The 23,161-nt window shown below is 32.4% G+C and carries 19 protein-coding genes; 3 read left to right on the top strand and 16 right to left on the bottom strand.

The window, feature by feature from the left end:
• Window positions 1-33: 33 nt before the first annotated feature.
• The 3 genes from ilvD to AC1RRN_RS09945 form a co-directional block, all read right to left on the bottom strand.
• Window positions 34-1,707 (bottom strand): dihydroxy-acid dehydratase, encoded by a 1,674-nt coding sequence (gene ilvD / locus AC1RRN_RS09955; RefSeq protein WP_492967153.1) that lies wholly within the window; start codon window positions 1,705-1,707, stop codon window positions 34-36.
• Window positions 1,708-1,976: 269 nt separating this feature from the next.
• Window positions 1,977-3,095 carry a 3-isopropylmalate dehydrogenase gene (gene leuB, locus AC1RRN_RS09950; protein WP_492967152.1) on the bottom strand — a complete coding sequence of 373 codons (1,119 nt, stop codon included), beginning with the start codon at window positions 3,093-3,095 and terminating at the stop codon, window positions 1,977-1,979.
• Window positions 3,096-3,163: 68 nt separating this feature from the next.
• A complete protein-coding gene (locus AC1RRN_RS09945) occupies window positions 3,164-4,339 on the bottom strand; it encodes a 2-isopropylmalate synthase (RefSeq protein ID WP_492967151.1) in 1,176 nt (391 codons plus the stop codon).
• 155 nt (window positions 4,340-4,494) lie between these two features.
• On the opposite strand from AC1RRN_RS09945, the gene AC1RRN_RS09940 reads away from it, so the two are divergent.
• On the top strand, window positions 4,495-6,039 hold the full coding sequence (locus tag AC1RRN_RS09940; protein WP_492967150.1) for a hypothetical protein: 1,545 nt from the start codon (window positions 4,495-4,497) through the stop codon (window positions 6,037-6,039).
• A gap of 81 nt (window positions 6,040-6,120) precedes the next feature.
• Here AC1RRN_RS09940 and AC1RRN_RS09935 read toward each other — a convergent pair whose 3' ends face one another.
• The gene (locus tag AC1RRN_RS09935) at window positions 6,121-6,981 is read right to left on the bottom strand and encodes a penicillin-binding transpeptidase domain-containing protein (protein ID WP_492967149.1); all 861 of its coding nucleotides are present in this window, start codon (window positions 6,979-6,981) and stop codon (window positions 6,121-6,123) included.
• A 37-nt stretch (window positions 6,982-7,018) separates the two neighbouring features.
• On the bottom strand, window positions 7,019-8,674 hold the full coding sequence (locus tag AC1RRN_RS09930; RefSeq protein WP_492967148.1) for a M1 family metallopeptidase: 1,656 nt from the start codon (window positions 8,672-8,674) through the stop codon (window positions 7,019-7,021).
• 169 nt (window positions 8,675-8,843) lie between these two features.
• Between AC1RRN_RS09930 and AC1RRN_RS09925 the strand changes: the two genes are divergently transcribed.
• Window positions 8,844-9,542, top strand: a complete 699-nt coding sequence (locus AC1RRN_RS09925; RefSeq protein ID WP_492967147.1) for a carbohydrate-binding family 9-like protein — start codon at window positions 8,844-8,846, stop codon at window positions 9,540-9,542.
• A gap of 84 nt (window positions 9,543-9,626) precedes the next feature.
• On the opposite strand, the gene hisIE is transcribed toward AC1RRN_RS09925, so the two are convergent.
• The 10 genes from hisIE to AC1RRN_RS09875 form a co-directional block, all read right to left on the bottom strand.
• Window positions 9,627-10,223, bottom strand: a complete 597-nt coding sequence (gene hisIE / locus AC1RRN_RS09920) for a bifunctional phosphoribosyl-AMP cyclohydrolase/phosphoribosyl-ATP diphosphatase HisIE (protein WP_492967146.1) — start codon at window positions 10,221-10,223, stop codon at window positions 9,627-9,629.
• 93 nt (window positions 10,224-10,316) lie between these two features.
• Window positions 10,317-11,072 carry an imidazole glycerol phosphate synthase subunit HisF gene (gene hisF, locus AC1RRN_RS09915; protein ID WP_492967145.1) on the bottom strand — a complete coding sequence of 252 codons (756 nt, stop codon included), beginning with the start codon at window positions 11,070-11,072 and terminating at the stop codon, window positions 10,317-10,319.
• A gap of 98 nt (window positions 11,073-11,170) precedes the next feature.
• Complete coding sequence (gene hisA, locus AC1RRN_RS09910; protein ID WP_492967144.1) at window positions 11,171-11,896, bottom strand: 1-(5-phosphoribosyl)-5-[(5-phosphoribosylamino)methylideneamino]imidazole-4-carboxamide isomerase; 726 nt, start codon at window positions 11,894-11,896, stop codon at window positions 11,171-11,173.
• Window positions 11,897-11,993: 97 nt separating this feature from the next.
• Window positions 11,994-12,575 (bottom strand): imidazole glycerol phosphate synthase subunit HisH, encoded by a 582-nt coding sequence (hisH, locus tag AC1RRN_RS09905; protein ID WP_492967143.1) that lies wholly within the window; start codon window positions 12,573-12,575, stop codon window positions 11,994-11,996.
• Window positions 12,576-12,642: 67 nt separating this feature from the next.
• Entirely contained in the window at window positions 12,643-13,779 is a 1,137-nt protein-coding gene (gene hisB / locus AC1RRN_RS09900) for a bifunctional histidinol-phosphatase/imidazoleglycerol-phosphate dehydratase HisB (protein ID WP_492967142.1), read from the bottom strand.
• A 108-nt stretch (window positions 13,780-13,887) separates the two neighbouring features.
• The gene (gene hisC, locus AC1RRN_RS09895; protein WP_492967141.1) at window positions 13,888-14,934 is read right to left on the bottom strand and encodes a histidinol-phosphate transaminase; all 1,047 of its coding nucleotides are present in this window, start codon (window positions 14,932-14,934) and stop codon (window positions 13,888-13,890) included.
• Between the two features lie 91 nt (window positions 14,935-15,025).
• Window positions 15,026-16,309, bottom strand: coding sequence for a histidinol dehydrogenase (hisD, locus tag AC1RRN_RS09890; protein WP_492967140.1), 1,284 nt, complete (start codon window positions 16,307-16,309; stop codon window positions 15,026-15,028).
• A gap of 104 nt (window positions 16,310-16,413) precedes the next feature.
• Window positions 16,414-17,271 (bottom strand): ATP phosphoribosyltransferase, encoded by an 858-nt coding sequence (gene hisG, locus AC1RRN_RS09885; RefSeq protein ID WP_065450122.1) that lies wholly within the window; start codon window positions 17,269-17,271, stop codon window positions 16,414-16,416.
• Window positions 17,272-17,580: 309 nt separating this feature from the next.
• Window positions 17,581-18,981 carry a sensor histidine kinase gene (locus AC1RRN_RS09880; RefSeq protein WP_492967139.1) on the bottom strand — a complete coding sequence of 467 codons (1,401 nt, stop codon included), beginning with the start codon at window positions 18,979-18,981 and terminating at the stop codon, window positions 17,581-17,583.
• On the bottom strand, window positions 18,982-19,647 hold the full coding sequence (locus AC1RRN_RS09875) for a response regulator transcription factor (protein WP_492967138.1): 666 nt from the start codon (window positions 19,645-19,647) through the stop codon (window positions 18,982-18,984).
• 210 nt (window positions 19,648-19,857) lie between these two features.
• On the opposite strand from AC1RRN_RS09875, the gene AC1RRN_RS09870 reads away from it, so the two are divergent.
• Entirely contained in the window at window positions 19,858-21,948 is a 2,091-nt protein-coding gene (locus tag AC1RRN_RS09870) for an LTA synthase family protein (protein ID WP_492967137.1), read from the top strand.
• A 177-nt stretch (window positions 21,949-22,125) separates the two neighbouring features.
• Here the strand turns inward: AC1RRN_RS09870 and AC1RRN_RS09865 are convergent, their stop codons facing one another.
• Window positions 22,126-23,127, bottom strand: a complete 1,002-nt coding sequence (locus AC1RRN_RS09865) for a zinc dependent phospholipase C family protein (protein WP_492967136.1) — start codon at window positions 23,125-23,127, stop codon at window positions 22,126-22,128.
• Window positions 23,128-23,161: the final 34 nt, after the last annotated feature.

The following is a 23,161-nucleotide window of genomic DNA, read 5'->3' as shown; positions in this document are numbered from 1 at the left end:
AAATTGACATTGATTTTTGATATTGTTATTTAATTAGTTATCGGTAACGCAACCTGTAGAAGCGCTTGAAACCGATCTGGCATATTTAAGTAAAACTCCTTTTGTAACTTTCAACGGTGGTTGAACCCAAGCCGCTTTTCTAGCTGCAAATTCTTCGTCAGAAATTTTAAGATCTATGGTATTTTTTACAGCATCGATGGCAATTAAATCACCGTCTTTTACTAAAGCAATACCACCACCATCATAAGCCTCTGGTGTAATATGTCCTACGACAAAGCCATGTGAACCTCCAGAGAACCTACCGTCTGTAATAAGAGCGCAGCTGCTTCCTAATCCGGCTCCAATAATAGCCGATGTTGGTTTTAGCATTTCAGGCATCCCCGGACCACCTTTTGGTCCACAATACCTGATGACGACTACATTACCTGGTTTTATTTTTCCGGCTTCAAGACCTGGAATCACTTCAAATTCACCTTCAAATACAACAGCTGGACCTTCAAAATATTCTCCTTCTTTTCCGCTGATTTTTGCTACAGCACCTTCAGAAGCAAGATTTCCATATAAAACCTGAATGTTTCCAGTTGGTTTTAATGCTTTTTGAATTTCATGAATTACTTCTTGTCCATCTTGTAAATCCGGAGTAGAAGCTAAATTTTCAGCTACTGTTTTTCCAGTTACTGTCAAACAATCTCCGTGAATAAGCCCAACTTTCAATAAATATTTCATTACTGAAGGAATACCCCCAGCCTCATGAATATCTTCCATCATGTATTTACCACTTGGTTTCATGTCAGCCAAAACAGGTGTTCTGTCATTAATTGCTTGAAAATCATCTAAAGTGATTTTGATATCAACAGCGTGCGCCATTGCAATTAAGTGCATAACCGCATTTGTAGAACCTCCTAAAACAGCTACGATTGTAATAGCATTTTCGAAAGCCTTACGAGTCATGATATCTCTTGGCTTAATATCTTTTTCTAATAAAATTTTGATTGCTTCTCCTGCAGCAAGACATTCGTCTCTTTTTTCCTGGCTTAAAGCAGGATTTGAAGAACTGTATGGTAAACTCATACCTAATGCTTCAATTGCTGAAGACATAGTATTTGCAGTATACATTCCACCACAAGCACCAGCCCCCGGGCATGCATTTTGAATTACTCCTTTAAAATCTTCCGGAGTAATTTCGCCTTTTACTTTTTTTCCTAAAGCTTCAAAAGCAGAAACAATATTTAAAGATTCACCTTTCCATTTTCCTGAGTGAATTGAACCTCCGTAAACCATCATTGACGGGCGGTTTAATCTTCCCATTGCGATTAAGGCTCCAGGCATATTTTTATCACAACCCGGAATAGCAATTACACCATCATACCATTGTGCTCCCACAACTGTTTCAATAGAATCTGCAATTACATCACGAGAAACCAATGAAAAACGCATTCCTTCAGTACCGTTAGAAATTCCGTCACTAACACCAATAGTATTAAAAATAAGTCCGACCAGATTTGCATCCCAAACACCTTTTTTAACATCTTTTGCTAAATCATTCAGGTGCATGTTACAAGTGTTACCATCGTAACCCATGCTCACAATACCTACTTGTGCTTTTTTCAAATCTTCTTCAGTTAAACCAATACCGTACAACATGGCTTGCGCCGCAGGTTGTGTTTGATCTTGAGTGATGGTTTTGCTGTACTTATTTAATTCCATTATGTGTTAATTTATTTTAATTTTTATTCAAAAAAAAACCTTCCAGTATTTGGAAGGTTTATAATATAGTTTTTCAATTATATTTATACCATTCCCGATGCAGATGTGAAAACCACATTGACAACAACGACAGAAGTAATAATAATTGAGATTTGCATCTTGTTATTTTTTTAGTGTGACAAAAGTATAAAAACTTAAGTGACTAAAAAAATAAAATCTCAACATTTTAGATACTTCTTGTTATTTATTTCAATTTTTAACAAAAAATATTAAACAATTGTCGATTGTCCGATATGAACGTTGTCATTATTAAAATATAACAAATCGTCTTTGCTGAAAATAAAATTAGAAACAAACTCCCCTACTTCGTTTGTACCGAATTTTGAATCTGCTTTTAAATCAACAGTAACTACTTTAAATTCAATTGCTTTTTCTACCGCTTTATAAATTACATTAGCTTCTTTAGTTAATCCAAAATGCTCTAATAAAAGTCCCGCTGCTAAAATCGAAGCAATTGGATTGGCAATATTTTTTCCTTTTGCCTGCGGATATGACCCATGAATTGGCTCAAACAAAGCATTTTTTTCTCCTATAGATACTGATGGTAATAAACCGATTGAACCTGTAATAACACTTGCTTCATCAGATAAAATATCTCCAAACAGATTCTCTGTTAAAATCACATCAAATTGCTTTGGATTTAAGATGATTTGCATTGCAGCGTTATCTACAAATAAAAAGTCTAAAGCCACATCTGGATAACCCTCACCCACTTTCTGAACTACTTTTCTCCATAATCTTGAAGTTTCCAAAACATTTGCTTTGTCGACCATTGTTAACTTTTTACGTCGGTTTTGTGCCGATTTAAAAGCTAAATGTGCAATTCTGGTAATTTCTTCTTCTGAATACTCACATAAATCAGAAGCATGTGTACCTTCTTCATTAAGTGTTTTTGCTCCAAAATAAGCTCCACCTGTTAATTCTCTGAAAATAGTAAAATCAGCGCCTTCAATAATTTCTCTTTTTAAAGGAGAAGATTCTATTAAGGCTTTATAAGGTTTAATAGGACGAATATTAGCAAACAAACCAAGCTCTTTACGAAGTTTCAACAAACCTTGCTCAGGACGAACTTTAGCATTTGGGTTATTATCGTATTTTGGATCACCAATAGCACCAAGCAAAACAGCATCTGTATTTAGACAAAGATTAAGCGTTTGTTCCGGCAATGGATTTCCCGTTTTGTCGATGGCGATTGCACCCATGAGTGCCTCTTCAAAAACAAATTCATGATTGTACACCTCGCCAATTGCGTACAACGCTTTTTTGGCTTGTAAAATTACTTCTGGTCCAATTCCGTCTCCTGGTAAAACTGCTATTTTCAAATTCATAATGCCTCGTTCTTTATGTATTTAAATCTTTATTTTTCTCTTTCTTCTTTCTTCTATTCTCTTTTCAACTAGCTTCTGATCAAATCACCCTGAATTTTAGAAGCTTCAATAATCTGATGAATATCAGCATCTACAACTTCTTTTTTAATATCAGCGAATTTCAAAAACTCAACATAAACAATATCCAATTGTACTTTTGTTAGCTCGTAACCTACTTTTTTAGCACGGTAAGCCAAAGCAGCTCTTCCGCTTCTTGCTGTCAAAATAATAGATGATTCATTTACACCCACATCAAGCGGATCCATGATTTCATATGTTGCTCTGTTTTTAATCACACCATCCTGGTGAATTCCTGAACTGTGTGCAAAAGCATTTGCTCCCACAATTGCCTTATTTGGCTGAACAATCATTCCCATACTTTCAGATACTAAACGACTCATTTCGTTTAATTCTCTTGTATTGATATTTGTATCTAAATTAAGGTAAGGATGTTGCTTGAAAATCATTACTACTTCTTCAAGTGCAGTATTTCCGGCTCTTTCACCAATACCATTAATAGTACATTCTATTTGTCTTGCTCCATTTATTGCTCCTGCAATAGAGTTTGCAGTTGCCATTCCTAAATCATTATGACAGTGGCAGGAAAGGATTACATTTTCGATTCCTTTTACGTTTTCTCTTAAATACTTAATTTTTGCTCCGTATTCTTCCGGCAAACAATATCCTGTTGTGTCAGGAATATTTAATACTGTTGCTCCCGATTTAATTACTTCTTCGCAAACTTTTGCCAAGAAAGCATTATCTGTTCTACCAGCATCTTCAGCGTAGAATTCTACATCTTCTACATATGATTTTGCGTGGGCTACTGCAAATTTTGCTCTTGCAATAATATCTTCAGGCGTTGTTTGTAATTTGTGGAGGATATGAGATTGTGAAGTTCCGATTCCAGTGTGGATTCTAGGTTTTTTAGCATGCTTTAAGGCAGCTGCAGCAACATCAATGTCGTTTTTTACGGCTCTTGTCAATCCGCAGACGGTTGCATTTTCTACAATTTTACAAATCTCAGAGACCGATAAAAAATCGCCCGGACTTGACACAGGAAAACCTGCTTCGATAATGTCAACTCCCATTTTGTCTAGTCGTTCTGCGATAACTAATTTTTGTTTAGTATCTAACTTACATCCTGGAACTTGCTCACCATCGCGCAAAGTGGTGTCAAAAATTTGAACTTTCTCTCTATTCATATTCATTTATTTAATGTAATTTCACATCTTGATAACAAATATATATTGTACTTATGCAGTATGAAATTCATTTTAATGAAATTATACTGTTCATAACACAATTTATAACGAGTTAAATACTTAATAATCAATAAGTTATATTATTATATTTTACAATGGCTAACCATCAAAAAGATTTCTTATTTGTTTTAATAAAATCGCTTTCCAAATCCGAAAAAAGACAGTTTAAAATTTTTGCAAGCCGATTGGAAACGAGTTCGAATACTAAATTCATTGAATTATTTAATATTTTAGATAAGTCTGAAACCTATGATGAAAAGCTTATACTGAAAAGCGGTATTATAAAAAAAATTCAGTTATCTAACTTAAAATCATACTTATACAAACAAATTCTTGTTAGTATTCGTTTGAATATACCGAGTCAGAATATTCGTTATCAATTGCGCGAACAAATAGATTTTGCCGGTATTTTATACAATAAAGGCTTATATAAACAGAGTTTAAAAATTCTGGATAAGACAAAAATCATTGCACTCGAGAATGATGAAAAATATATGGCCTATGAAATTGTGGAGTTCGAAAAACTAATCGAATCACAATATATTACCAGAAGTATACAGGGTCGTGCAGATGAATTGGTAATTCAGGCTAAAGAATTAAATTATCGTAATACTATTTCGAGTAAATTATCGAATTTATCCCTTCAACTTTACGGAATCATGTTAAAAACAGGTTACGTAAAAAACGATGAAGAGTATAAATATATTGATGATTACTTTAACAGACATACTGCAAAATTAGACGAAAGTAAATTTGGATTCCGCGAAAAATATTGGTTTTACAATGCTAATCTGTGGCGTAGTTTCCTTGTACAGGATTTTTTGGCGAGTTATAAATATGCTTATAAATGGGTGACATTGTTTTATGATAATCCTAATATGATTTACCAAAATCCGGTATTTTTTCTAAAAGGAAATCATTACTTTTTAGAATCTCTTTATATGTTGAAATACAAATCGAATTTCAAAAAGTACTTATCGCTTTTAGAAGAAACAATTCAGGATGATAAATTTCCGGTAAACGATAACATTGCATCGCTATCATTTTTATATGTTTATAATAATAAACTGAATTTGCATATTCTGGAGGGGACTTTTGCGGAAAGCGAATATTTGATTCCGGAGATTCTGGAGAAAATAAAAATTCACAGCGACCATCTCGATGAACATCACGAAATGTTGTTTTTCTATAAAATTGCTTCTATTTATTTTGGAAATGAAAAATATAACGAATGTATTCTTTATTTAGATAAAATAATCAATAACAAGAACTTAACTATGCGTGAGGATTTAATGTGTTTTGCGAGACTATTGTCGTTGATTGCGCATTATGAGTTAGGAAAAGATTATTATTTAGAAAATCATCTTAAAAGCACTTACAAGTTTTTATTGAAAATGAATGATTTGCATGAAGTTCAAAAGGAAATCATCAAATTCCTGAGAAACCTGAATAATTTTTATCCCGCAGACATTAAAAAGGAATTTATTAAGATGCGTGAGCGTTTTATTGAATTGGAGAAAAATACCTATGAAAAAAGAGCTTTCTTATATTTAGATATTATTTCATGGCTGGAAAGCAAAATTGAAAACCGCAAAATTGCTGATATAATTAAGGAAAAAGCAAAATTAAGTAGCCGTTAGGAAGTATTACAATTAAAATCAAAAACAAACCCCGACAGATTCTTAAAACTGTCGGGGTTATTTTTTAAACATTTACTTTGTTTATTCTATAATAGCTAATTCTTTAAATATTGATTTGGTGATTTCCTTTCTGCAATTTCCAAAATTAGGTGAATTATTTTTTCTGTTTTGCAGGAGCCTGGTTGCAAAAAAATAAGTTCCTTTTTTATTCTCGATATAACCAACCCACCAACCAATATTAAAGCCGTTTTCACGTGTCCAGCCAGTCTTAGAACGAATATTATATTGCGCATTCTGCTCACTAAGCATCACTTTTTTTACTATTTCAATATTCCTTTTTGAAAAGGGCAATTTTTCTGAGTATAATTTTCTGAGAAATTCAACCTGATTGATTGGCGAAATCCCAAAAGCTCCAAAATTCCAGAAATCGGCATCTTTTTGAGAAAGATCCACATTACCATATTTGGCTAGTGTTAAATATTTTTTATAATTCTCCTTTCCTATTTTCTTTGCTAATTCCACAAATACCCACCCGGCCGACACTTCAAAAGCTTCTTTTATGGTCATATCATGATAAATTTCAGGTCTGTAACCGTATTTTACAGTATCTGTTGTTTTTACCCATTTCACCACTTCATTCTCATCAGATATTGTTTTTGTTTCGAGTGCTATAAGAAAATTAATAATTTTAAATGTAGAGGCAGGTAATGTTTCTACATCAGTATCAATCGTATCAGATAAAATCCATTTTTGTTTTACATTATCATAAATAGCAATGGATCCTGTAACTTTACAAGAATCGAAATATTTTTTAAATTCCGGATGTAGAATAATTGTATCTTTTGATTCTAAGGCTGACCCATATGTCTTTTTTTTACTTGACAAACAAGAGATAATCAACAACAAAGTCAATACGCTTAAAATTATTTTTCTTAATCTCATGTTTATCGAAATTTTGCAGTGTCTCTAAAAAAACTAATTATTCAATTATATTAGAATTCGTTACATAAAAGTTTTTATCAACTTCTAATGTTCTGTTTTCATTAGTTGTTTTTAATGATTGCCATTCTGTTGTTGGTTTCAACCAGGTTTCTGTACCGTTTATTTTCACTTTTACCGGCATATCAAATTTAGAAACACAGTTTGTCCAATGATATCCTAAAGTTCCATTTTTAAACATATATTCAAAAACCGGAATTTGAGTTGTGGTCAAATACTGAGCAAAAACTCTATTGAAATTAATTCCGGATTGTGTATTAATGTAATCTTCAATTTGTTTAGAGGTAACTGTCTGATGATAGAAAGTACTATTTAAGCCTCTTAAAATCGATTTCCATTTAGCATCATCATTGATAACCTGACGAATTGTATGCAGCATGTTTGCTCCTTTCGGATACATATCGCCTGATCCTTCGTTATTTACATCGTAATGCCCGATAATTGGTGTATCATTATGAATGTTTTTTCTACAACCAATTACATATTCAGCTCCGGCTTCTTTTCCGTAATAATATTCTACAAAAAGGCTTTCAGAATAGTTAGTGAAACTCTCATGAATCCACATATCCGCAATATCTTTATATGTAATATTGTTAGCAAACCATTCGTGTCCAGATTCGTGAATGATGATAAAATCAAATTTTAATCCCCAACCAGTTCCGCTTAAATCTTTTCCTAAATAACCGTTTTTATAAGCGTTTCCATAAGTAACACTACTTTGATGTTCCATACCTAAATAAGGCGCTTCAACTAATTTATAGCTGTCTTCATAAAACGGATAAGGTCCAAACCAGTTTTCGAAAGCTTTTAGCATTCTTGGAGCATCTTTAAATTGTTCTTTAGCTTTAGCCAAATTATCACGCAAAACATAATAATTACAATCTAAATCACCTTTTTCTCCTTTATATTTTTCAGAGAAATTAACGTAGTCTCCAACATTAATGTTTACACCATAGTTATTAATTGGGTTTGAAACATACCAATTAAAGGTTTTTGTACCATCCTTTTCTTTTTTCACACTTTGTAATCTTCCGTTCGATACATCTGTCAAATCTCCTGGAACATTCACGCTAATCAACATATTTTCAACTTCATCATACATATGATCTTTACAAGGCCACCAAACGCTGGCACCTAATCCCTGACAAGATGATGCTATAAAATCTTTTCCGTTGTTGTCTTTTTTCCAGGTAATTCCGCCATCCCATGGTGGTCTAACCGCTTCTTTAGGTTTTCCTCCAAAAGAAATTACGATTTCTTTCGTCTCTCCTACTTTTTGTTTCGCTGTTAACTGAATGAAAAAAGCATTTCCATCTCTTTCAAATTTCAATTCTTTTCCGTCTTGCATCACTTTGTAAATTTGCATTGGTTCCTGCAAATCGATCTGCATTTTATTATTTTCTGACAAAACAGTATATTTTACGGTATTTGAACCTGTAATTGTTTTTTCAGCCGAATTTACTTTTACATCAAGATGATAATATTTTAAATCCCACCATGAACGTTCTTTAGTAATGCTTCCGCGAAGAGAATCCTGGTGTGTAAAAACGGTCTCAGACTTATTTAGTAGTCCTTGTGCATTGGCATTAAAACCAACCAAAAAAGCAATAAAAATGCCTCCAAAGTAATTTTTCATAAAATTAGAAATTTGAAATAAATAGGGTATTTAGACGAACTTAATCTTCAACAAAAGTAAACATTCGGATCAAGTTTTTAATAATTTTATAATTTCGATTAGAAAAATTTAATGTTAAAGTTTACAATTCTTCCCTATTTTAGCTATTTTAATTTTTTACTATTGTTTTATGAAATCTATTTCAATTGTTTCTTTTTTATATTTTATGTGCTCGATAACAGTATACTCACAAAACATACCTATTCATAAAACAACTGATAAATTACTTATTGATGGAGATTTATCAGATTGGAAAACACCTTTTTTTGGTCCGTTTGTTGTTCATAATTCAGCAGAAAAAGCTACACAAAATACTATGGTTTCACTTTCGTGGAATGATGACAACCTATATATTGCCTATAATTCAGTCGATTCTAAAATCATTGGATCAAGTCAGAAAAAAGATTCTCAAATTTTTAATACTGATGATTTAGTAGAAATTTTTATTGATGCAGATGGAGATGGGCAAAATTATGTAGAGATTGGCGTAAATGCTTTTTCGACACATTATGATATGCTACTAAAATGCATTTCACCTGATTGTGGCGGATGGAAAACTTCAATGACCTTTGATATTGAAGGCCTTGAAACAGTTAGCAAAATAACAGATGAAGGGTTTACAACCGAAATTAAAATTCCTTTTTCAAGTCTGGAAAAAATTCAAAACGGTAACTTTAAGAAACCTGTATTAGGAACAAAATGGAAAGGAAATACTTTTAGAATTGATTACGGTAATACAACAGAATATCTTGCATTACAACCTTATAAAAGTTTAAAATTCGGATTTCATAAACCGCAGGAATTTGCTGTTTTTGAGTTTGTACAGTAATTATTTAAAGTTTTTAGTCAGTTTCAGGTTTCATGTTTCAAGTTCACTGAAATAACTTGAAACATGAAACCTGAAACTATTTTTTTACTTCTGGCGCTTTTTCAAAACATCCACAACGTCATTCAATTGAAAGCCTTTTGCCTGCAATAAAATCAAATAGTGAAATAATAGATCGGCGCTTTCGCTAAGAAACAAATCATCATTATCATCTTTTGCTTCGATAACTACTTCCACAGCCTCTTCACCTACTTTCTGTGCAATTTTATTGATTCCTTTTTCGAATAAAGAAGCGACGTAACTTTTCTCAGAATCAGCATTTTCTCTACGCGTTTTAATCGTGTTTTCTAATTGAGAAAGGAAACCGTAATTTTCTTTGTTTTCTTCCTGCCAACACGTATCAGCGCCAGTGTGACAAGTTGGTCCAACAGGTTTTGCCTGAATTAAAAGTGTATCGCCATCGCAATCGTTTTTAATATCTACAAGTTCTAAAAAGTTACCACTCTCCTCGCCTTTTGTCCAAAGTCTTTGTTTAGAACGGCTGAAAAAGGTAATCTTTTGAGTTTCTATTGTTTTTTGAAGCGATTCTTCGTTCATATAACCCAACATTAAAACATTTTTTGTTTCTGAATCCTGAATTATCGCCGGAATCAATCCGTGTGAGCTTTTTATATCTATGTTCATTTTATTTTAGATTTTAGACTTCAGATTTTAGATTTCTGAACTTTATATTATTTTAGATTTAAATCTTTCTTCTTGCTTCTTGACTCTATTTTCTTAAAGTCGAACCTCAATATCATTCTTTCTTAATTCTTCTTTCAGAGCTTTTATCTCAATTTCTTTAAAGTGAAAAACGCTCGCTGCCAAGGCTGCATCCGCTTTTCCTTTTTTGAAAGAATTTACAAAATGCTGAATATTACCCGCTCCGCCCGAAGCTATAATTGGAATATTGATTAATTCTGATAATTTAGCCAAAGCCTCATTGGCAAAACCATTTTTAGTTCCGTCATTATCCATTGATGTGAATAAGATTTCTCCTGCACCACGTTCTGCCACTTCTACAGCCCAATCAAATAAATTTAATTCTGTTGGGACTTTTCCGCCAACTAAATGTACAATCCATTGTCCGTCAATTTGTTTGGCATCGATAGCAACCACAACGCATTGACTTCCGAATTTCTGTGCCAAATCGTTGATTAACTGTGGATTTTTTACTGCAGATGAATTGATTGAAACTTTATCAGCACCATTATTCAACAGAATTTCAACATCTTCAACAGATGAAATTCCACCACCAACCGTAAACGGAATATTGATTTTTTCCGCCACACTTCGCACCATATTCACCAACGTTTTACGACGTTCTTCCGTTGCCGAAATATCCAGAAAAACCAATTCATCAGCACCTTCTGCCGAATAAATTTCTGCCAATTCAACCGGATCTCCAGCGTCGCGCAAGTCAACAAAGTTAACGCCTTTTACGGTTCTTCCGTTTTTTATATCCAAACAAGGAATGATTCTTTTTGCTAACATTTTTTTAATGTGTTCATGAGAAAATTTGATAATTAGATAATTTAAGCGCAACGCTAAACAATTATCTAATTTTCTAATTGACATATTATCTCAATTACTTATTTTCTAATTATAAAATCCTCTAATTGTTTTAGCGTAATTCTACCTTCGTAAATCGCTTTTCCTATAATTGTTCCTTCACAACCTAATTCGGCTAATTTTGGCAATTCATCGAAAGTTGAAATTCCTCCCGAAGCTATAAGTTTTACTCCATTCGCTTCTTTCAAAATTTTCCCATATAAATCAAAACTTGGTCCTTCTAACATTCCGTCTTTTGCAATATCCGTGCAAATAACATACTGAATTCCTTTGGCTTGATATTCCTGAATAAACGGAATCAAATCTTCATCTGAATCTTCTAACCAACCTGAAACCGCTATTTTTTCATCTTTCGCATCAGCGCCCAAAATGATTTTATCTGAACCATATTCTGAAATCCATTTTTCGAATATTGCTCTGTTTTTTACTGCAATACTTCCGCCAGTAATCTGACTTGCACCGCTTTCAAAAGCAATTCTTAAATCATCATCCGATTTTAAGCCTCCTCCAAAATCAATTTGCAAACTGGTTTGAGATGCAATTTGTTCCAAAATTTTATAATTCACAATTTTACTCGATTTTGCACCGTCTAAATCGACTAAATGTAAATATTCAATTCCGTGTGCTTCAAATGATTTAGCCACTTCAAGCGGGTTTTCATTGTAGATTATTTTGGTATCATAATCGCCTTTTGACAAACGAACACATTTTCCGTCAATGATATCTATGGCTGGTATTATTCTCATTTTATTTAAGTCTTAAAGTTGAAACTCTAAAGTCGTAAAGTCTTTGTTGTAGATTTTCAAAGTTGATATTTTGATTAATTTTTGAAATTGGAAATTTTTACATTTTTAAAAAATTTTCCAGAATCTTTTCTCCAACTGCTCCACTTTTTTCCGGGTGAAACTGGGTTCCGTAAAAATTATCTTTTTGCAAAGCCGATGCATATTCTAACTCGTAATTTGTTGTCGCAATAGATTCTGCACAATTTGGAGCGTAAAAACTATGCACTAAATACATAAATTCATTCTCTGGAATTTCTTTAAACAAATCCGATTTTAGATCATAAATCTGGTTCCAGCCCATTTGTGGCACTTTTACTTTTGAGGTGAATTTAATCACATCAACATCAAAAATTCCCAAACCTTTTGTGTTGCCTTCTTCAGATGATTTACACATCAATTGCATTCCCAAACAAATTCCCAAAACAGGTTGTTTTAAATTCGGAATCAAACTATCCAAACCGCTTTCTTTCAGTTTTTTCATCGCCGAACTCGCCTCGCCCACGCCTGGAAAAATCACTTTATCAGCAGACTGAATTTCTTCCGGATTATTACTCAAAACAGCTTTAAAACCTAATCGTTCAATAGCAAACATAATGCTCTGAATATTTCCTGCTCCGTAATTTATAATTACTATTTTCATTTAAAAAGCTTTAAGCTTTAAGCCGTAAGCTTTAGGCCTAATGCCTATTGCCTATAGCTTATTGCGTTTACAACATTCCCTTCGTCGAAGGCAAAATCATTTTTTCTGTATCTCTTTTCACCGCTACTTTTATTGCTTTTGCGAAAGCTTTAAAAATTGCTTCAATTTTGTGGTGTTCGTTGGTTCCTTCCGCTTTAATGTTGATGTTGGCTTTAGCTCCATCAGAGAAGGATTTAAAGAAATGATAGAACATTTCTGTTGGCATTTTACCGACCATTTCACGTTTGAATTCAGTTTCCCAAACTAGCCAGTTTCTACCTCCAAAATCAATTGCAACTTGCGCTAAACAATCATCCATTGGCAAACAGAAACCGTAACGCTCGATTCCTAATTTATTTCCGAGTGCTTTTGCGAAAACTTCTCCAAGCGCAATTGCGGTATCTTCAATCGTATGGTGTTCATCAACTTCTAAATCTCCTTTTACCAGAATTTCTAAGTCCATTTGACCGTGACGTGAAATTTGATCTAACATATGGTCGAAAAAGGCAATTCCGGTTTCGATCTTGCTTTTTCCGGTTCCGTCAAGATTTAAGTCGATAAAAATATCGGTTTCATTGGTTTTACGAGTAATCGACGCCGAACGTGCTTCTAATTTCAAAAACTCATAAATTTCCTTCCAACTCATAGTTTGAAGAATAATCGTTTGATCTAATTCTTCTCTCTTTGATGAAATTTCATTACTTCCGATTCCGTCATTATCATTGATAAAGATCGCTTTCGCACCAAGGTTTTTCGCCAATTCAACATCTGTTAAACGATCTCCCAAAACAAAAGAATTTTCCAAATCATATTCCGGATTATTCAAATATTTCGTCAACATTCCGGTTCTTGGCTTACGTGTCGGTGCATTATCTTCCGGAAAAGATCTGTCAACAAAAATCTCATCAAACAAAACCCCCTCATTTTCAAAGGCTTTAAGAATGAAATTTTGTGTTGGCCAAAACGTATCTTCAGGAAAACTATCCGTTCCTAATCCGTCCTGATTGGTTACCATTGCCAATTCGTAATCTAATTCGGTGGCAATTTTAGCCAAATATTGAAAAGCTTTTGGATAAAATTCTACTTTCTCCAAAGCATCTAACTGATAATTTTCAGGTTCTAAAACGATCGTTCCGTCACGATCGATAAAAAGTACTTTTTTCATGTTTTTATTTTTGAGAATAAAGAAAAAAGATTAAAGAAAATAGACTTTTCATTCTAGCTAGAAAGCTCTTTCATTTTTTTCTTTCTTCTTTACTCTATATTCTTTCTTCTATTTCAATAACTTCAATTCTTTAATTAAAACTGCATTTTCTTCTGGTATTCCAATTGTAAAACGCAGACAATTTTCACATAAAGGCTGAGTTGTTCTGTTACGAATTACAATTCCTTTTGCAATTAATTCGTCATATCTTTTGTTTGCATTATCTACTTTTACTAAAACAAAATTAGCTTCTGTAGGATATACTTTTTCCACAAAATTTACTTCAAGTAAAACTTTAAGCAATTCCTCTCTTTGCTCAATAATAGAAGCTATTTCTTGCTTTATTTTATCTGAATCTTTCAAACGAGAGATTGCTCTTTGCTGCGTTAATTCGTTTACATTATAAGGTGGTTTTATTTTATTTAAAACCGAAATTACAGCTTCAGAAGCATAACAAACTCCTAAACGAATTCCAGCTAAACCATACGCTTTTGAAAGTGTTTGTGTAATAACCAAATTTGGATATTCATCCATTTCTGTCAACCAGCTTTCCTTATCCGAAAAGTCAATATAAGCTTCATCAATTACAACCAAACCTTTAAAGTTTTGAAGTAATTTTACCACACTTTCATCTGAAAAAGAATTTCCTGTTGGATTATTTGGCGAACATAAAAAGATGATTTTTGTATTCTCATCAACAGCATCTAAAATTTTATCGATTTGTGGCTGAAAATCTGTTGAAAGCAAAACTTCTCTGTTTTCAACTGCATTTATATTCGCTAAAACGCTGTACATTCCGTATGTTGGTGGTAACGAAATAATATTGTCAATTTTTGGTTCACAGAAAGCTCTGAAAAGTAAATCTAAAACTTCGTCGCTTCCGTTTCCTAATAAAATCTGACTTGATTTTACGTTATTATTCTTCGCCAGAATCGCTTTAACAGAATTCTGTTGCGGATCCGGATAACGATTCACACCATTCTGAAACGGATTTTCATTAGCATCCAAAAAAATCATTTCGGCTGTATCAAATTCTTCAAACTCATCTCGTGCCGACGAATATGGCTTTAATATTTTTACGTTTTCACGTGTTATTGTATTTATATCGAATTTCATTATCTTAATTTTTGGAACATAGAAAATAGAATAAAGAGAATAGACTTCTCATTTTATCTCCAAACTTTCTATATTCTTTGTTCTATATTCTTTATTCTAAACTCTTTAATCTCAAAGTAACAGCATTCTTGTGCGCTTGTAAACCTTCGGCTTCAGCCATAATTTCGATAGCTTTTCCAATATTTTGAATTCCGGTTTTAGATATTTTCTGGAAAGTCATTGATTTCATAAAACTATCCAGATTTACTCCGCTGTAATTCTTCGCGTAACCGTTTGTAGGCAAAGTATGATTTGTACCAGACGCATAATCTCCAGCGCTTTCCGGTGTATAATTACCAATAAAAACTGAACCTGCATTTACTATTCCGTTACAATAAAAATCATCGTACTCTGAACAAATAATAAAGTGTTCAGGTCCATATTCATTGATTAAATCTAACGCAATCTGATCATTTTCGACATAAATCAATTTTGAATTTTCAATAGCCTTTTTTGCAATTGCTTTTCTTGGAAGTTCTTCAATTTGAGATTGAATTTCCGTTTCAACAGCATCAATCAACCTTTTTGAAGTCGAAACTAAAATTACCTGACTGTCTGTTCCGTGTTCTGCCTGAGACAATAAATCGGAAGCTACAAATGCTGGAACTGCAGTATCATCGGCCACAATCAACAATTCAGAAGGTCCTGCAGGCATATCAATCGCAACGCCAAATTGTGTTGCTAATTGTTTTGCCACAGTGACAAATTGATTTCCAGGTCCGAAAATTTTATACACTTTCGGAATCGATTGTGTTCCAAACGTCATTCCGGCAATTGCCTGAATTCCGCCCACTTTTAATATTTTAGTTACGCCGCATAAATTGGCAGTATATAAAATTGCCGGATTAATTTTTCCTGTTTTATCCGGAGGCGAACATAAAACAATTTCTTTACAGCCTGCAATTTCAGCAGGAACAGCTAACATTAAAACTGTTGAAAATAAAGGCGCCGTTCCACCCGGAATGTACAATCCTATTTTTTGAATTGGTCTTTTTTCCTGCCAGCAATTTACACCTTCAATGGTTTCAACTGAAATTCGTTCTGTTTTTTGAGCGGTATGAAACTTCAGAATGTTTGCTTTTGCCAATTGAATGGAATTTTTCAATTCATCTGAAATTGAATTAATTGCTTCTTCAATTTCTGCTGGAGTAACTTCGTAATTATCTAAAGTGATTCCGTCAAAAATTGAAGTGTATTTTGCAACGGCTTCATCGCCTTTTTTCTGTACTTCTTTAAAAATTTCTTTTACCGTAACTTCGATATCATCGATCGTTTTGGTTGGTCTTTTTAATATTTCTGACCAGGTTTCTGGTTTTGGATTGTCTATTTTATTCATTATTTTTTGCTTTATGCTATAAGCTGTAGGCTATAAGCTTTATTTACTTTGGCTTTATTTTTTGGCTTACAGCGTATTGCCTAAAGCCTAAAGCGGACGAAGTCCTAAAGAACCATTTTCTCGATTGGGCAAACTAAAATTCCTTCTGCTCCGGCTTCTTTTAGTTTATCAATTACGTCCCAAAAAGTATCTTTATCGATTACAGAGTGTACGCTGCTCCAACCTTCCTGAGCTAATGGCAAAACAGTTAAACTTCTTAAAACTGGTAAAATTTTTCCGATTTCATCAATTTTATCGTTTGGCACATTCATCAAAATGTATTTTGAATTTCTAGCTCTTAAAACAGATTGAATTCTGAATTTTAGCGTATCAATGTGTTTCTGGATTTCCGGAGAAACTTTTGGAGAAACCGCCAAAACAGCTTCACTTTTAAGAATAACTTCAACTTCTCTTAAATTATTTTTGAAAAGCGTGCTTCCGCTTGAAACGATATCTACAATAGCATCAGCAAGCCCGATATTTGGTGCAATTTCTACAGAACCGGAAATTTGGTGTATATCAACCGTTAATCCGAAAGAATTGAAATATTCGTTAACCGTGTTTGGATAAGAAGTTGCAATACGCAAACCTGCTAAATCCTGAATAGAATTGTATTCGAACGTTTTTGGAACTGCAACAGAAACCTTGCATTTTGAAAATCCAAGCTTCTGAATTACTTCGATATGTTTTCCTTTTTCTACTAATAAATTATCGCCAACAATGGCTAAATCTACTACTCCATCAATTAGATACTGTGGAATGTCTGAATTTCTAAGGTATAAAACCTCTAAAGGAAAATTGGAAGCTTCTGCTTTTAACTGATCGTTTCCATTATTAATCGAAATACCGCAGTCTTTTAGAATTTGAATGCTGTCTTCGTTTAAACGACCTGATTTTTGAATTGCAATTTTTAAAGTACTCATTTTTTAGTTGTTTGTTGAATTAATAGTTTGAGTACAAAGAATTGGTATAAAAAAACCCGTTTGATGTACTCAAACGGGTTTTAAAATATGATGATTTACATGCATACCATTAACACATCGCTTGAGAGCAATAATGAAAATGATGATGATGTAATTGATTTGAAATCATTGTTTGGTTTGTTTTATAATTCTTTGATTCGGTTGCAAATATACTAGTTAATTTCATAAAAAAGCAATTTTTAATTTAACTTAACGATAGTTTATTGTTAAAAAATATTTCAGATGTCATTTCTGTTACATTTTTTCAATTTACGATAACGTTTTCATGTTTTCACTAAAACTTAAAATAACCGTGGTTCCTACTCCTATTTCACTTTCAATTTTAAACTTAATATCCAGTAAGTCTGTTGTTCTTTTTACAATCGACAAACCTAATCCAGTCCCTTTAATTTCAGGATGATCTGTAGAATCTGATCTAAAAAATGGATTTAAAATATTTGCTAAATCCCCTTTTGCAATTCCGATTCCGTTATCTGAGATTTTACAAATTGTTTTTTCATTTTGTTTCGAAAGCGCGATCAAAACTTCTCCATTATTATTAGTATATTTAATTGCATTAGAAATGATATTCCTTAAAATCGTTACCACTAAAAAATTATCAGACTGAATATAATAATCTTGTTCGGCATTGAATTTTACATCAATTTTCTTGGTACTTATTTTCTCTGCATTTAATGTTAAAACATCTAAAATCAAAGCATTCAAATAAACTGATTCTGCATTAATATTTTGTTTTTGATTCTCGAAACGAGCCATTAAAAGAAGCTGATCTACTAACATATTTAAATGATCAACTTCATTTATACAGTAATTTATTTTTTCTTCATATTCCTTATTATCACGTGGTTTACGAATCAAAACTTCAAGTGTTCCTTTTATAACCGTTAAAGGGGTTCTTAACTCGTGAGACGCATCAGAAGTAAACTGTTTTTCGCGTTCAATTGCATCTTCAATTCGATTTAATAAATTATTGATGGTTTTTGAAAGTGTATACAATTCATCACGCGTTTTGGGCAACGGAATTCGCGTTTTCAGATTGTCTTTCGTAATAATTTTTGATGTATTTATAATTGCATTTATCGGTTTTATACTTCGTCCGGCAAAAAAACGGGCAATAAAAAATAGCAATAATAAGATTGCCAAAAAAGACAAAGACATGATATCAAATAAATTATTCAATACCATTTTAGAATCAGCCAAAGACATGGCTACAATAATAAATCCTATTTGTTTCTTTTTAATATGAAGCGGAACCTGAATTTGTCGAATGGCATGATCTCCCATTTTGGTATCAAACAATTCATAATCTTCTACAGAATCTTTAAATTCAAGTGTTTGAGTTTTTAAATTAGGTGCCTTTTCGATGATCTTTTTATTCAAATCTAAAAATTCGACAAAAACCGGATTTACATCAACAGTGTTGTGCTCCCGTTCATTCCATTCTTCTTCATCAATTAGAATCACTTTTTCGCCTACAACTTTAATTTCTGCTAAATGATTCTGAATTTCAACCTTTATATTTTCATCAATATGACTATAAACAGTATGTTTTACGATCGAATAAATTACCGAAAAAACCACTAAAATCAGCAAACCTGTCGTGATTATATAGTTTAAGGCTATTCTATTTTTAAAAGAAATCTGTACCATTTATAAGTCGTTTGCGATATAGCCAATACCGCGGATTGTTTTTATATAATCTTCTTCAATCTTTAAATTGAGTTTTTTTCGAATAGCATTCATAAAAACGTCTATAACACCAGTATCATATTCAAAATTAATTTCCCAAACATCTTTTAAAATCTGGTTTCGGGTACAAACCTTCCCTTTGTGCTGAATCAAATAAGTCAACAATTCAAATTCTCTTTGTGTTAAAGCGACTTCTTCATCATTTTTAAGCACAATATGCTTCGATAAATCTATTTTAATAGTTCCTAAAGTTAGCGTTTCAGTTCCTTTTCTATTTCTAAAATGAACTTTAATTCGTTCCACCAATTCTTCAAAACTAAAAGGTTTTTTGATATAATCATTAGCACCGGCTTTTAAACCTTCAATAGTTTCCTGGACAGTATCTTTTGCTGTTAAAAAGATTATTGGTGTTTTCTGGTCTTTAATTCTAATGGCTTTACACAAATCTAAACCATTGATTTTAGGTAACATCCAATCTAATAAAATTAAATCAAATTTCTGATTTTGAACTAATTCAAAACCTTTTGAACCATCATTGGCTGTAGTTACCTCGTATCCTTCTTCCTGCAAACCTTGTTGCAAAAACTGAACAATACCCAACTCATCTTCAACTATTAAAATATGCATGTATCTATTTAATTTAGATTTTATTCTTATTTATTTCTGCTTGAATTATTCAAAGGTAAATATTTTAAGATTCAGAAAACGCTTAAAATCATTAGAATAATATAAAGTCAATTATCTTAAGAAAACATTAAGTTAACACTAAGTAAGGTAAAAGCTGAACTTAATCCCGAATTAATGAATCAGAATTAATTTTGTAAAAAAAATAATTTCATGACTTTTTACAAGAAACTTGCCCCTTTTTACAATCTTGCATTATTCTATTTTATCATAAGTTTTCTGTTGCGTATTGTACTTTTTTTCCATCCAATAACGCAAAGCTCTTTTACGATTCTTCAAAGCTTGAAAATCTTTAGTTTAGGTCTTATTTCTGATTTTTTTGTATTTGTTGTAGCAAGTATTTTTTTGTGGTTGTATTTGGTTTTTATTTCGAATTCTAAATACAATAAGCCTTCCGGATATATTATTCTTGGAATATTTGTTGCTTTATTTCTATATGTAGCATCAGGAAAAAGCATTTTTGATGAATATGGTGGTGCATTACCAAGAATTGTTCTAATTTTTATCGGAATTAAAATGACTCTTTTTGCTCTTTTACTTTTTCTTCCAAAATGGAGAGACAAAATTAGATTTTGGTTATTTGCTTTTGTGATTTTTTTATACGTTTTATTAATACTTCAGAATGGTTTAAGCGAATATTTCTTTTGGAATGAATTTGGTGTAAAATACAATTTTATTGCTGTTAATTACCTGATTTACACAAATGAAGTTATTGGAAATATCATGCAATCCTACCCTGTAATTCCTTTGTTTTCTGCTTTATTCCTGATAACTGGAATTGTTACTTATTTTATTCTCAGAAATTCTAAAAACTTTATCAGAGAAATTCCGAACCTGAACGAAAAAATAAAACTTTCCGGAGTTTATATCGTTTTATTTCTGATTTCGTTAATTGCTATTCCAACTTTAGCCAAAACAGAAAATTCTAAAAATGTTTTTGTCAATGAACTGCAAGCTAATGGATTGTACAAGTTTTGGTTAGCTTTTCAAAATAATAAATTAGATTATTTTAAGTTTTACAAAACCCTTCCTAACAAAGAAGCTTTTGCGATTTTGAAACGTCAATTTCCAACTATTTCCGGAGAAAATACAACTCGAAAAATTATTGGAGATTATCTTGAAAATCATAAAAATGTTGTTTTGATTACTATCGAAAGTTATAGTGCCGATTTCATGAAAGCTTATGGAAATGAGCAAAATATAACTCCATTTTTAGATAGTTTAGCGCAAAAAAGTCTGCAGTTTACCAATTTATACGCAGCGGGAAACAGGACTGTTCGCGGACTTGAAGCTGTAACTTTATGCTTACCTCCTACTGCCGGAGAAAGTGTGGTTAAAAGAGAAGACAATAAAAACAAATTTTCAACCGGAGCTATCTTTAAACAAAAAGGTTACAATGTAAAATTCATGTACGGAGGAGATGCTTTTTTTGATAATATGCAGGATTTCTATTCCGGAAACGGTTATCAAATTGTAGATAAATCCAGTTTTTCTCCTGAAGAAATCACATTTTCAAATGTTTGGGGCGTTTGTGATGAAGACATGTATAACAAAGCCATAAAGGTTATGAATACTGAAGCAAGTCAAAACAAGCCTTTTTTCAATCATATTATGACGGTAAGTAATCACAGACCTTTTACTTATCCAAACAATAAAATTGATATTCCAGGTGACATAAAATCTCGAGATGGTGGTGTAAAATATACGGATTATTCATTGCGAAAATTCTTTGAAATGGCGCGTAAACAATCGTGGTTCCAGAATACAGTATTTGTAATTGTCGCTGATCATTGTGCTTCGAGTGCCGGAAAAACACAATTGCCACTTGATAAATATAGAATTCCGGCTTTCATTTATGATCCTACAGGCAAAGCTGCAAAATGCACTAAATTAATGTCTCAAATTGATTTAATGCCAACGCTTTTCGGACTATTACATTTTGATTATCAAAGCAAATTTTTTGGTCAGGATGTTTTAAAACAAGACTACAAACCAAGAGCTTTTATCGCTACTTATCAGGATTTAGGCTTGATAAAAGATAATGTTTTGACGATTTTATCTCCAAAACAAACCGTAAAACAATTTGAATTAAAATTGAATCCAAAATCAGGAGTTGCTCCTGAATATCAAATTTACTATGATGAAATCCCTTTAAAAACAGAAAGAACTGATTTGATAAATGAAACAATTTCGTTTTATCAGACGGCTTCAGATATGTTAAAGGAAAAGAAATATCAGAAATAGAATTATTTGTTTCAGGTTTCATGTTTCAAGGTTTTATGTTTCAAGGTTTTATGTTTCATATTTAACCGCAAAGTAAGCAATGATTTTACACTAAGTTCGCAAGGGAATCATAAAAAAAACGCCTCAGTTCTATTGAATTGAGGCGTTTTTATTTAGTTTTCAAAATTGAAATAAAATTTAATCATTTTGATTTTTCATTCCGAAAAGATTTCCGCTTTGATATAGTTTTAAATCATCTTTTAAAAATTGATAATTTCTTTGTGTAACTGCTGGTGAATCTAAATCGCTTAAATCAGGTTTTCCTGCATTTACCCAGGCAGTATACCAAAAACTTGCAGTTGCCTCAATAGCTTTTCTCATCTGACTTTCAACCATTCCATTTAATTCTTCATGCAATTTCTTAGCGTATTCATCAGAAAAAACAGCTGTATTGTATTTGCTTTTCAATACTTTACCATCAGCATCCAGAACAAAAGTTTTATTTTCAGGAGTTGAAGTTCTTAGTTTTTTATCTACATCCAATAAAGGCTTAACTAAACTGTGTGTATCCTTAATGATATCCCAGGTTGCTTTATGAACATCTTCATAATAATGCGCCTGCGGAACATTTAGCTTATAATTTTTAGCAAATAATTCAGGTAATCTGCTTTCCCAAAGCGAGTGAATTCCTTTTTGATCGCTTAATTGTCCGTCATGATTTGCAGAAGTATGCAATGGCATATGCGCATCACCAACATAATGTCCTAAATCAGCAGCAAGAAATAGAATTTCGGCTCTGTTTTTGTCTTTGAAGGCTTTAGTTAATTTGGTCATGATATCTTCAATAAACCAAGGCAAAACTCCATTGTCATTCAAAAATTTAGCGTCATATTTTTTTGTTGCTTCTTCCAGAGTTTTAGGTAAACTATCAATTGGGCCGGCAAAATTTTCCAAATCCATATAATGTCTTGGATTTTCATCTTTGTATTTTAAAGCATATTTACGAATGTCCGGTACAGAAGCTTCTTGTGTAATAAAATCAATATGATTATAGAAGAATATTTGTAATGGTTGAGGCAAAGCCATTACTGCGGCTTTATTAATACGTTCGTGACCAACGATTCCCCATGACAAGGTCAAAAATCCAATTCCTAATGCAAAAAAGGCGATTAGTCTTGGCTTGATTTTAAATGTTTTCATTTTGTAAATTTGTTTGAAGGGCAAATTTATCTCA

It is taken from the genome of Flavobacterium sp. GW821-FHT11G01 (assembly GCF_058808175.1).
The sequence above is the reverse complement of the archived record's forward strand: the minus strand, read 5'-3'. Positions and strand labels throughout refer to the sequence as shown.